Consider the following 11175-nt stretch of genomic DNA (forward strand, 5'->3'; position numbering starts at 1 on the left):
CGACGGCGGCAGTTGGGCCGCCGTCGACGTCGCGCCTGGCTGTCGCTAGAGCTGGGAGCCTACCTTGAAGCCGCGTTCCTCGCCCGGTTCACGGGTGAAGGAGAAGCCGTCGGCACCGATGGTGACGGCCATTTCACTGGAATCCGTGCGCGCGATGACCGGCTGCGGATTGCCGTCCAGATCCAGGACCGGGGAGGCTTCGCTGTACCAGCTGGCCACCACCGGGTTGCCCCACCAATCGCGGCGCTGGTTGTCGTGCACGTCCCAGCTGATGGTGGGGTTGTCCGGGTCCCCGGTGTAGTAATCCTGGGTGTAGATCTCCACCCGGTGGCCGTCCGGATCCAGGATGTACAGGTAGAAGGCGTTGGACACGCCGTGCCGGCCGGGTCCGCGTTCAATCCGGTCGGAGATGCGCAGGGCACCCATCTTGTCGCAGATCTGGATGATGTTGTGCTTCTCGTGGGTGGCGAAGGCCATGTGGTGCATCCTGGGGCCGTCGCCGCCGGTGAGGGCGGTGTCGTGCACGGTCTGCTTGCGGTGCAGCCACGCGGCGTAGGTGACGCCGTCGGAGTCCTTGATGTCCTCGGAGACGCGGAAGCCCAGGTCCTCCAGGTACTTTCGTCCCCGGGGGACATCGGGGGTGACCTGGTTGAAGTGGTCCAGGCGCACCAGTTCGCCGGCGTTGTAGATGTCGTAGCGCTGGGTCAGCCGTTCCACATGCTCGGTCTCAGAGAAGAACTCGTAGGGGAAGCCCAACGGGTCCTCGACGCGGACGGAGTCGCCGATGCCCTTGGTGAAGCCGCCGGTTCGGCGTTCGGTGCGGCAGCCCAGTTCCTGGTAGTAGGCCTCCGCGGCGTCCACCTCGGCCGGGGACTTCACCCGGTAGGCGAAGGCGGCTACGGCGGCAATGGGGCCCTTGCGCAGCACGAGGTTGTGGTGAATAAACTCCTCGAAGGCCCGCAGATAGATGACGTTCTCATCCTCCTCGGTTACATGCAGGCCCAACACATCCACGTAGAACGCACGGGACTTGGCCAGGTCGGTGACGACCAAATCCATGTAGGCGCAGCGGACGATGTCCGGGGCGGGAACGGTGGGCTTGGGAATCTGGTTGCTCATGGTCTTTCTCTTCTCTTCGTTGAGAACTTGGTTAGTCCACTGCCAACAAATTGGCGGAGACTTCGGCTGGGGCCCAGCGTCGGCGGTTAGGCGCCGAACTTGGGGGTGTGGACCGTGCCCAGGGTGATGTGGACGGCCTGCTGGTCGGTGTAGAAATCAATGGAGCGGTAACCGCCTTCGTGGCCCAAGCCGGAGGCCTTGACGCCGCCGAAGGGGGTGCGCAGGTCACGGACGTTGTGGCTGTTCAGCCAGACCATGCCCGCCTCAACATTCTGGGCAAAGTTGTGTGCGCGGGTCAGGTCCTGGGTCCAGATGTAGGCCGCCAGGCCGTACTTGACGCCGTTCGCCAAAGCCAGCGCCTCGTCGTCGTTCTCAAAGGGCGTGATCGCCACGACCGGGCCGAAGATCTCCTCCTGGAAGATCCGGGCCTCCGGCTTCACATCAGCGAAGACCGTGGGGGCTATGTAGTTGCCCGTTTCCAGGCCCTCCGGGCGTCCGCCGCCGGCCAGCAGCCGGCCCTCGCCCTTGCCAATTTCCACGTAGGAGGCCACTTTGGCGTAGTGCTCCGGGTGCACCAGCGCGCCTACCTGGGTCTTGGGATCGTGTGGATCGCCGACGACGATGTTCTTCGCGCGGGCGGCGTACCTTTCGCAGAACTCGTCGTAGATGGCCCGTTCCACCAGAATCCGCGATCCGGCGGTGCAGCGCTCGCCGTTGAGCGAGAAGACGCCGAACAGCGCCGAATCGATGGCCGCGTCCAGGTCCGCGTCCGCGAAGATCACGCACGGGCTCTTGCCGCCGAGCTCCATCGACAGGCCCTTGAGGTTTGCCGCCGCGTTGCGGAAGATGGTCTGGCCAGTGGTGGTCTCACCGGTGAAGGAGATCAGCGGCACGTCGGGATGTTTGACCAGGGCGTCGCCGGCTTCCTCACCGAGTCCGTTGACCAGGTTGAAGACTCCGTCCGGCAGACCGGCGTCCTTGAAGATCTGTGCCCACAGCGAGGCGGAGAGCGGGGTGAACTCGGCCGGTTTGAGCACCACGGTGTTGCCGGTCGCCAGCGCCGGTGCCAGCTTCCATGACTCCAGCATGAACGGGGTGTTCCACGGCGTGATCAGGCCGGCAACGCCGATCGGTTTGCGGTTGACGTAGTTGATCTGTGCGCCGGGGACCTTCATGGCGTTGTCGAACTGGGCGACGATCAGGTCCGCGAAGAAGCGGAAGTTCTCCGCCGCGCGCAGTGCCTGGCCTTTGGCTTGGGTGATGGGCAGGCCGGTGTCAAAGGTTTCCAGTTCGGCCAGCCGGTTCTCCTGGGACTCGACGGCGTCCGCGATCCGGTTCAGGATGCGGGCACGCTCACGCGGCTTCATCTTCGGCCACGGGCCGTTGCGGAAAGCGTTCCGCGCGGCGGCGACGGCGAGGTCGATGTCCTCGGCTTGGCCCGCGGCGGCCGTGGCGTAGTTGGTGTTGGAAACCGGATCCAGCACATCAAACGTCGCCTCGCTGACGGAATCGACAAACTTACCGTCAATGTAGTGCTGGATGTGGTTCGGCAGGTTCTCCGGAAGGTAATGCTTGGCCATAAAGATCATTCCTTACTGTTGTCACGACGGGTTCAACGACCGTTTGGGGGCGGTGGGCTGCGGGTTGAAGGTTGCAGCTGGAGTTGACGTTTGAGAGGGCGTGGGATTCAGGGCAGCCAGGGCACGCTGTCCGGTGCTTCGTTCCGGCTGTGGGCCAGATAGGCATCGAGGGTGGCGGTGCGGTGCCCGCGGGCAGCTCGTTCGACGTCGTCGGCCGTGGCCCCGCCTTCCAAAAGCTGCAGCAGCCGCTCGTGCTCCTCGACGGATTCGCGGGCCCGGCCAGGGACGTAGTTGAAGGTGGAGGAACGCAGCGACCTGAGCCGGTTCCAGCCCCGGTGAACCAGATCCAGAATGTGCGGATTGGGGCACTTTTCGAAGAGCACACTGTGGAATTCCAGGTTCAGGGTGGTGAACCGCACCGGATCGAAGTGCTCCAGGCAGCCGCGCATGGCAGCGTTGATGTCTCGGGCACGGCCAATGTCCGCTGCGGTGAGGAAGGGGGCGGACAAACCGGTCGCGGCACCCTCCACAATGCTCAGAGTCTGCATGGTGTAGAGGTATTCGGTGGGATCGATCCCCGCCACGCTGGCGCCGACGTTGCGTTCAAAGGTGAGGAAGCTTTCCGCCTCCAGCCTCCGGATTGCCTCGCGGACGGGCACGGCGCTCACGCCGAGCTCGTCGGCCAGCTTGGCCAGCACCAGGCGGTAGCCGGGGGAGTACTCGCCGCTGAGGATCTTGTCCTTGATGGACTCGTACGCTTGTTGGGATTTGCTCAGCGGAGACCTGGCCGGCGCCGCGGCCGGGGCGACGGCCGTTCCGGGGGCCATCGCGACGGCACGGGAACCCACGCCCCCGGCAGCCGCAGGACCCGCGGTCCATCGGGCCGCCGTCGTCGTCTCCGCCACGTTCACGATGCCCCGGCCATCGGACCCGTGAGCGGATGCGTCAGCGCCCAATCCTGGTACCGCGCGCGCCATTCGGCGTTCATCGGGTAGAGCCCATCCACGCCATGGCCCTCGGCCACCATCGCCGCGATGTAGCTCTCCTCGTGCTCCTGCACGATGGAATCATCGGCAAGCTCGTTGGCCAGCGCCGGCGGGATCACGAGGATTCCATCCGCATCCGCCACGATAATGTCGCCGGGCTGCACTGTGGCTCCGCCGCAGGAGACGGTCAAATCCACATCCCAGGGGATATGCCGGCGACCCAGCACAGCAGGATGGGGATTGGAATAGTAGGTGGGGATCTCCAGCGCGGCAACGGCGCTCATGTCCCGGACACCGCCGTCAGTGATGATGGCGGCGGCGCCGTTGACCTGCGCCCGGAGCGCAAGGATGTCGCCGACCGTTCCGGTGCCCTTTTCGCCCCTGGCTTCCATGATTAGGATGTCGCCGTTCCGGAGCGTGTCGATGGCGCGTTTCTGCGCGTTGTAGCCGGCGCCGTGGGCCTTGAACAGGTCCTCGCGGTTCGGCACGAAGCGCAGGGTTCGCGCGGTCCCGACGATTTTGTTGGCCGGCCGGGTGGACTTCAGGCCGTCGATGGAAACATTGTTCAGGCCACGCTTCCGAAGCTGTGAGCTGAGAGTGGCGGTGGCGACGGATTCCAGTTTTGCCTTCAGCTCCGCGGTCAGCACGGGGGATTGTGTGGCGGTGGCGGGCGACGTGGCGGGGACCGCGGCGCCATACGCCTCGGCGCGCTCAACGTCGTCGGCCTTGGGACCGGCACCAAAGTCGGCCAGCGGCACCGTGCCCTCCACCACGGTCGTGGACAGCCGGCCGCTGCTTATTCCGGATGCGGGGGAATCCACTTCCACCTCGACGACGTCCCCGGGCTGGGCCACGGAGGCACCAGCCGGGGTCCCGGTCAATATGATGTCCCCCGGCTCAAGGGTCAGCAACTGGGACAGGTCCGCCACCAGTCGGGCGAAGGAAAAAAGCAGTGTGCCCGTATTGTCTTCCTGGACCACCTCGCCGTTTAGCCAGGTTCGAATCCGCAACGCTGCGGGATCAATTTCCTGCGCGGGAATCAGGGTCGGGCCGACGGGGGTGAATCCGTCGCCGCCCTTGGATCGGAGATTGGATCCCTTGTCCGCGTACCGCAGGTCGTAGATGCCCAGGTCATTGCTGGCCGTCACGAAGGCGACGTGGGTCCAAGCGTCCTCGATGCTGACACGGCGGGCCGAGGCGCCAATGATCAGTGCCACCTCGCCCTCAAAGGCCAGCAGTTCACAGCCTGCGGGACGCTCAACCGTGCCGTCGGTCAAACTCAGCGACGATGAGGGCTTGAGAAAGTAGGACGGTTGGTCAGGTGTGCGCCCGCGCTGAGATGCGCGCGAAGGATAGTTCAGGTGCACGGCAATGACCTTGCCGGCCGCGGCGATTGTGGCGGGGGTGAACTGCTGCATCCGGACCTCTTCATTGAGTATGAAATCGTATACGATCCATTGTTACTGCCATCCGCCCGTCCCGTCAAGGGACAGCAGCCCTCACCCAACCAGCCCGTCCCTGAATACTCACATACCGCCCCCCCGCCCAAGTAGGTAGCAGCAGATGCACTCAAAACGCGGAATGGGTGCGTTATCTGTTACCCAGTTGGGACTAGCCGACGCTTGGGGCCCGGCTGGGCAGCTCGGGGATTCGTGCATCTCCGATCGGAAGGCCTGCGGTGATTGGGCCTGCGGTGATGGAGGCTGCTGTGATCGGGCCTGCTGTGATGGGGTCTGCGGTTATGGGGTCTGCGGTTATGGGGTCTGCGGTGATGGGGACTGGGGTGATGGGTTCCTCGCGGACGGGGCCAGAGGACTGCCTCTCGATAAACGGGGAGGACGGGGGCTCCGACGATGGGGAGCGGGAGGACTCTGTCTCGGGGGATGGGGAGATGGCCCGGTACAGCACGCCCACCGTGGCGGGACCGTCGTCGTCCGCCGTCTCTGGGCCAGGCGTCGACGCGTGGCCCGTCGACGCCTGGCCCCTGCCGTGCGGCGACCCGGACATAGCTTCCGTCGAGCCGTGTGTTTCAGTCACGCCGGAGGCCAGTGGCTGCGGTCGGGATCGCAGCTCCAGGGCAACATCGTGTGCGCTCGGCCGAAGCTCGGGATTCCGTGCGGTCATGGCCACCAGCAGTCCTACCCACTCCCCGCCGAGCGAATCCGGGATCTCGGGGTCCCTGGCCAGTCGCGCCAACGCAGCTTCCAGGGTGGGACCGGGAAAGGCCTTCTCGCCGGTCAGGCATTCCAGCAGGACAAGGCCCAGTGAGTAGATGTCGGATGCGGGCGTGACCACATGGCCCAGCGCTTGTTCCGGACTGAGGTAATTCGCCGTGCCCAAGGTCAGGCCGGTCAACGTGGCCGCAGTGGCGTCAGACATCCGGGCGATGCCGAAATCCGAGAGCTGCGGGTGCAGCCGAGTATCGTCCGAGCCGCTGGACGCCATCAGGATATTGGCTGGTTTCACATCACGGTGAACGACGCCGTTCTGGTGCACGTAGTGGAGTGCATCGGCTATTTCGGCGCCAATCTGCGCCGTCTCATCCTCGTCCAGTCCTGAGTCGGCGAGCAGCCGCCGCAGATCCGGACCGGCCACTAACTCCATCACCAGGTAGCTGCGGTGGACGCCAAAGTCGTCGGCGTGCACGCCAGCATCGTGAAGTGTAACCAGTCCCGGGTGGGTCAGCGTGGCCAGCAGCTGAGTTTCCGTCTGCTGACGGCGGATGTCCTCGGCATTGCCCGCCGTGGGGGCGAAGAGTTTGACCGCGACGTCGCGGCCGAGGTTCTCATCGACGGCCCGGTACACAGTGGCCATGCCGCCCACGCCCAATAAGTCCGCGGTACGGTAGCGGCCCCCCAGCAACAGCTCCATTCCTGCAGACCCCCCAGGTTGCTTTTGGATTATATTGTTCGACCTAGCACAATCCTAACCCGCTGCAGGTGCACGCCGCGGCTGCTTATCGACGTGCAGCGCCTGTAATTAACCTGAAAGTTTCCTGTGATTTGGCCGGAATCATCCGGCGAGAAACGCGATGGCAGCGTTTTTGAACGCCCTTGAAGTGATCGCATTGGTGTGGTTTCGGGCTGGCAGCACCAGTTCGCTGGCCTTCCCGCTCACGGCGGCGAGATCGGTCATAGTGGCTGCCCGTTCGTCCTTTTCCCCGGCAACCAGCAAAATCGGCATCCGGGGGACGGCCTCCGTCGGGTCGAAGGGCTCCGTCTTGATGGCTTCCACCAGGGTAAGCAGCGCGAAAATATTGTTCGAGGGCAACAACTGGGCCATCTTAAGCAGCGCAGCCGTGGACGCGTCGGCAATGGGGGTGCCGTCCGCCAGATACCGCTGTGCCGCCGCCAGGTCAAAGGCAGCCAATGGATCGGCGGCGCCGGGTCCCCCGAGCACCATCCGGTGCACCAACTCTGGTTGCGTTGCGCCGAATTCCCAGGCGAGCCGGGAACCCAGCGAATAGCCGATCAGATCCAGCCCCGAGGAGGGGTCATCGCCGCGCAGCGGACGGGCTCCGGCGTCGAAGACGATCTGGAGCAGATCGGCCCGAATCCGGCTGGGCGTGTAGGAATCGAGATCCTCCGGGGCGGCGCTGAGACCGTGTCCAGGCAGGTCGACGGCGATGACCCTGCGGCCCGCGGCGGTGAGGGAACTGATCCACCCCGCATCGACCCAGTTCAACTTCGACGATGAGGCGAAGCCGTGGATCAGCAGAATCGGACGCAGGGTGACGTCCCGGCGGCCACCGCCACTGTCGCCGCTGGCCTCACCCTCACCTGCCTCGCCGGCGCCTGCCGTGCGGGCTGCAGGTTCGTAGACTTCCACGTGCAGGCGCGGATCCGAGCCCTCCACGGTATGGCTTGGCGTAGTTCCGGAATGTCGGCCGTGCGGTTCCATCTGTTCGCTCCTGCTCATGCATGCTGGAAATTGGACAGCCAATCAGCCTTGCCGTCCCATCCGGTCGGGGCTGCGGCCTAATCCTCGTCGGGGACCGCGCTGAGCCGGACCCGACGTTTAGGTGCCGCCTCTGCCGGAACGGTGCCCACGATGCCGGCGGTATCATCGGGCACCTCAAAGATAATCAGCGGTTCACCGACATTGATCTTGTCGCCCGGCTCACCGTAGACACGCACCACTTTACCGGCCTGCGGGGAGGGCAGCTCGACGGCGGACTTGGTGGTTTCAACCTCGACCAGCGGCTGGTTGCGTTCCACTTGGTCGCCGGCGGACACCAGCCATTCCAGCACGGTCGCCTCGATCAGGCCCTCACCCAGATCGGGGAGCGGAAAGGAAATTTCAGCCACGGCGGTACTCCAATACTCGCTGGATGCCGAACAGGATTCGGTCAATGTTGGGGATGTACTCGTCTTCGAGGTCCCCTGAGGGATACGGTACGTCGAAACCGGTGACGCGTTCAACGGGCGCCCGCAGCGTACCGAAGCACTGTTGGGTAATCAGGGCTGCCACTTCGGCGCCCAGACCGGCGGACAGTGGGGCTTCATGCACGACGACGGCGCGGCGCGTCTTGTTCACGGAGGCCGCCAGTCCCGCAGCATCAAGGGGCTTAAGCCAGCGCAGGTCCAGCACCTCCACCTCGATACCGTCCTCGGCGGCCAGTTCGGCCACCGTCAGGCAGCGTGCCACCATGGCACCCCAAGCCACCAGGGTCAGATGCTTGCCGGGCCGGACCACCTTGGAGCCAAGGTTAGGATTCTGTCCGGCGGCCGCAGCCGTCTTTTCCCGCACTGCGGCTTCTGTAAACGGTGCGCCCGCAGTGCCCGGCTGGACGCCGTCGTCGTCGAACATCACCTCGCCCTTTTGCCAGTAGCGCGACTTAGGCTCCATGAAAATCACCGGATCCGGCAGCGAAGCGGCGTATTTGAGTTGAGAATAGGCCTCCTGCGGACTGGAGGGAGAAACGACCTTCAGCCCGGGAACGTGCGCAAAGAGCGCCTCGAGCGACTCGCCGTGATGCTCGGGTGCCCGGATGCCGCCAAAGCTGGGCACCCTCAAGGTGATGGGCATTGGCATTGTGCCTCTGCTGCGGTAGTTCATCCGTGCAACTTGGCAGATGATCTGGTTCACGGCGGGGTATGCGAAACCGTCGAACTGGACCTCCGGAATGGGGTGGAAGCCGGCCATGGCCAGCCCCACCGACATGCCCAGGATGCCGGATTCAGCCAGCGGAGTGTCAAAAACCCGCGCCGCGCCGAACCGGGCCTGCAGTTTGTCGGTGATCCGGAAGACTCCGCCCAGCACGCCAACGTCCTCACCCAGCACCAATGCCTTGGGATCAGCGGCCAGGATTTCGGCCAGGGCGTGATTCAGCGCCTGCTGCATGGAGACCGTTGCTGCCTGCCGGCCGGCCCGCGCGCTTCCGCCCGCCTCCGGCAACTCCTGCACCCCGTCCGGAGCGGCGCTCGGAGGCCCGTCGATACCCGGAACGCCCTGTGCGGCCGCGTCGGCCTCCGGGTGGGCAGCCGCGACGTTGTGCTGAGCTGTTTCCAGATCGCTGGAATGGATGATGACCTCGTCGGTCGGGGAATTAGACATGTTCCGTCTCCTCACGCCAGCGTCGGGCTTGTTCGGCCAGGGCCGGGGTGGATTCCTGGAAAACAAAATCAAACATTTCCGAGCCAGGGCGGGAATCCAGCGATGCCATGCCGGCTCGGATCTCCTCCTCCTCGACCTTGGCAGCTGCCAGTGCCGAATCGAAGAATTCCTGGTCCGCAAGGCCCTCGGCCAACAGCTTCTCCCGCAGCCGGCTGATCGGATCGGCGCCGGCGTCCTGGCGTTCGGCCTCGAGCGTGCGGTACCGGCCCGGATCGTCGCTGGTGGAGTGCGGCCCGCGGCGGTAGGTCATCGCCTCAATAAGGACCGGGCCGTTTCCGGCGCGGCAGTGAGCCAGCGCCTGGCGCATAGCCATCAGGACGGCGGCAACATCATTGCCGTCAATCTGCAGGGCCGGGATGCCGTAGCCTGCGGCGCGGGCGGCGACGGAGCCGCCGGCCACCTGCTTTTCGGTGGGGACGGAGATGGCCCAGCCGTTGTTCTGCGTGAAGAAGACCACGGGCGCCTTCATCACCGCGGCGAAATTCATCGCCTCATGGACGTCGCCCTGCGAGCTGGCACCATCGCCGAAGTAAGCCACCGCCACGCCCAGCGGTTCGGCCGACTGGCGGTCCGGGATCTCATCCGACTGGTTTCCCTGCACGGAATTTTCCCGCACCACGTTGAGCGTCTGGCCGTGCGCCCAGCCCACGGCATGGAGCACGGACCCGGCCACAACAGCCTGAATCGGAGCCATCCGGGAAGCGACCGGATCGTACATGCCGCCGTGCCACGTCGCCTTGTGAGTGGACATGTAGCCAACCATGTCCACTCCCATCGCCCGGGCCACCCCCATCTCCCGGTAAGTCGGAAAGACGAAATCGCGTTCGAGGTCGACGGCGAATCCGGAGCCAACCTGGGCAGCTTCCTGCCCCAGCTCGGGGGCATACCCCGGAATGAGCCCCTGACGCTGCCAGGCAACCGCCGAGGTGTCCAGATGGCGGACCGCCACCATGAGCTCGTAGAGCCGGCGCAGTTCCGGCCCGCTGGGGGCAGGAACAGCGTCCGCGCCCACAAGGGCAGCGCCGGCTGTGGCACTGGAAAGAGTCATATCCGTCTCCGGTCGGTTGGTACTGCCCATGGAGGGCTGGGATGCGGACGGCTGCAGCTGCTGCGGCACCGCCGGTCAAAGCTGGCGCAACCGTCCCGTGGTGACGCTAGTCACTCGGCGGCCGTTGTGCAATCGCCGACTCCCAGTCTGGTCAAAGTGTCTATCGGCGCGGACGAATATCGGCTCAGGTGGGACAAAATGTGCACCCCGAGCAGACAAAGTGTGCAGCAACGCCTTGTGGCCTTGGTTGCTGCACTTCGCGGCGGCCCGGCTGTGCCTCCGGCGCTGTGCTGTGCCGGCCACAAAGTGCCCCGCCGGCTGGTCGCGGGGAACATGTGCATGGAAGAATGACTGCAGTTTGTACAGTGCCAGCCGGGAATTGCCGGAGATCCGGCAACTGTGCTGCCCAATGATAGGGATTCTGATGACTGTGGACGTCCTGGACGCGAAAATTGTGCGTCTGTTCAATGATGTGCCGCGCATCTCGGTGTTGGAGGCCTCGCGGGTGCTCAAGGTAGCCCGGGCGACCGTTCAAGCCCGGCTGGAGCGGATGCTGGCCTCGGGTGTCATCGGCTCCTGGGTTCCGCAGCCGGATCCAGCGCAACTGGGTTTTCCGGTGGTGGCGTTTTGTTCCCTGACCATCAGCCAGGACTTGGGGCACGACGCCGTCGTCGAGGCGCTAGGTGCATGGGTCAATAATCGTGGGCCGCTGTTTTTAAAACGCCGAAAGAATAACCTGGCTCTGGTGGGTGTGGCTGGGAGAATTGGGGTATGGATAGTGGCGCCCAGGACGGTCTTTTTGATGAATCAGCGGTTGCGCGTGTGG

At 64.9% G+C, this 11175-nt stretch carries 10 protein-coding genes; 1 reads left to right on the top strand and 9 read right to left on the bottom strand.

Going from position 1 to position 11175, the window contains the following annotated elements; all coding sequences use genetic code 11:
- Nucleotides 1-45: 45 nt before the first annotated feature.
- The 9 genes from hpaD to IV498_RS17535 all read right to left on the bottom strand — a co-directional run bounded on the left by hpaD (nt 46) and on the right by IV498_RS17535 (nt 10349).
- On the bottom strand, nt 46-1119 hold the full coding sequence (hpaD, locus tag IV498_RS17495; protein ID WP_269048363.1) for a 3,4-dihydroxyphenylacetate 2,3-dioxygenase: 1074 nt from the start codon (nt 1117-1119) through the stop codon (nt 46-48).
- Nucleotides 1120-1205: 86 nt separating this feature from the next.
- The gene (gene hpaE / locus IV498_RS17500) at nt 1206-2699 is read right to left on the bottom strand and encodes a 5-carboxymethyl-2-hydroxymuconate semialdehyde dehydrogenase (protein ID WP_269048364.1); all 1494 of its coding nucleotides are present in this window, start codon (nt 2697-2699) and stop codon (nt 1206-1208) included.
- Between the two features lie 107 nt (nt 2700-2806).
- The gene (locus IV498_RS17505; protein WP_269048369.1) at nt 2807-3526 is read right to left on the bottom strand and encodes a GntR family transcriptional regulator; all 720 of its coding nucleotides are present in this window, start codon (nt 3524-3526) and stop codon (nt 2807-2809) included.
- Nucleotides 3527-3606: 80 nt separating this feature from the next.
- Nucleotides 3607-5103 carry a fumarylacetoacetate hydrolase family protein gene (locus tag IV498_RS17510; RefSeq protein ID WP_269048365.1) on the bottom strand — a complete coding sequence of 499 codons (1497 nt, stop codon included), beginning with the start codon at nt 5101-5103 and terminating at the stop codon, nt 3607-3609.
- A gap of 193 nt (nt 5104-5296) precedes the next feature.
- The gene (locus tag IV498_RS17515; RefSeq protein WP_269048366.1) at nt 5297-6556 is read right to left on the bottom strand and encodes a serine/threonine-protein kinase; all 1260 of its coding nucleotides are present in this window, start codon (nt 6554-6556) and stop codon (nt 5297-5299) included.
- A 141-nt stretch (nt 6557-6697) separates the two neighbouring features.
- Nucleotides 6698-7603 carry an alpha/beta hydrolase gene (locus tag IV498_RS17520; RefSeq protein WP_269048367.1) on the bottom strand — a complete coding sequence of 302 codons (906 nt, stop codon included), beginning with the start codon at nt 7601-7603 and terminating at the stop codon, nt 6698-6700.
- 59 nt (nt 7604-7662) lie between these two features.
- Nucleotides 7663-7992: a biotin/lipoyl-containing protein gene (locus IV498_RS17525; protein ID WP_269048368.1), complete on the bottom strand. Its 330-nt coding sequence runs from the start codon at nt 7990-7992 to the stop codon at nt 7663-7665.
- Nucleotides 7985-9028, bottom strand: coding sequence for an alpha-ketoacid dehydrogenase subunit beta (locus IV498_RS17530; RefSeq protein WP_269048370.1), 1044 nt, complete (start codon nt 9026-9028; stop codon nt 7985-7987). The genes IV498_RS17525 and IV498_RS17530 overlap by 8 nt, the downstream gene beginning before the upstream one ends.
- Before the next feature lie 205 nt (nt 9029-9233).
- Nucleotides 9234-10349, bottom strand: coding sequence for a thiamine pyrophosphate-dependent enzyme (locus IV498_RS17535; RefSeq protein WP_442951379.1), 1116 nt, complete (start codon nt 10347-10349; stop codon nt 9234-9236).
- 424 nt (nt 10350-10773) lie between these two features.
- Here IV498_RS17535 and IV498_RS17540 point away from each other — a divergent pair.
- Nucleotides 10774-11175 (top strand): Lrp/AsnC family transcriptional regulator (locus IV498_RS17540; protein WP_330059841.1); only part of this gene is annotated, 402 nt, incomplete at its 3' end.

Origin of the sequence: Paenarthrobacter sp. Z7-10, from assembly GCF_026932795.1 — a bacterium.
Taxonomy (GTDB): domain Bacteria; phylum Actinomycetota; class Actinomycetes; order Actinomycetales; family Micrococcaceae; genus Arthrobacter_M.

Bases quoted from the DNA above. Each gene is read 5' to 3' on its own strand.
- hpaD (WP_269048363.1), bottom strand. From the start codon at position 1,119: ATGAGCAACCAGATTCCCAAGCCCACCGTTCCCGCCCCGGACATCGTC.
- hpaE (WP_269048364.1), bottom strand. From the start codon at position 2,699: ATGGCCAAGCATTACCTTCCGGAGAACCTGCCGAACCACATCCAGCAC.
- IV498_RS17505 (WP_269048369.1), bottom strand. From the start codon at position 3,526: ATGGCCCCCGGAACGGCCGTCGCCCCGGCCGCGGCGCCGGCCAGGTCT.
- IV498_RS17510 (WP_269048365.1), bottom strand. From the start codon at position 5,103: ATGCAGCAGTTCACCCCCGCCACAATCGCCGCGGCCGGCAAGGTCATT.
- IV498_RS17515 (WP_269048366.1), bottom strand. From the start codon at position 6,556: ATGGAGCTGTTGCTGGGGGGCCGCTACCGTACCGCGGACTTATTGGGC.
- IV498_RS17520 (WP_269048367.1), bottom strand. From the start codon at position 7,603: ATGAGCAGGAGCGAACAGATGGAACCGCACGGCCGACATTCCGGAACT.
- IV498_RS17530 (WP_269048370.1), bottom strand. From the start codon at position 9,028: ATGCAGCAGGCGCTGAATCACGCCCTGGCCGAAATCCTGGCCGCTGAT.
- IV498_RS17535 (WP_442951379.1), bottom strand. From the start codon at position 10,349: ATGACTCTTTCCAGTGCCACAGCCGGCGCTGCCCTTGTGGGCGCGGAC.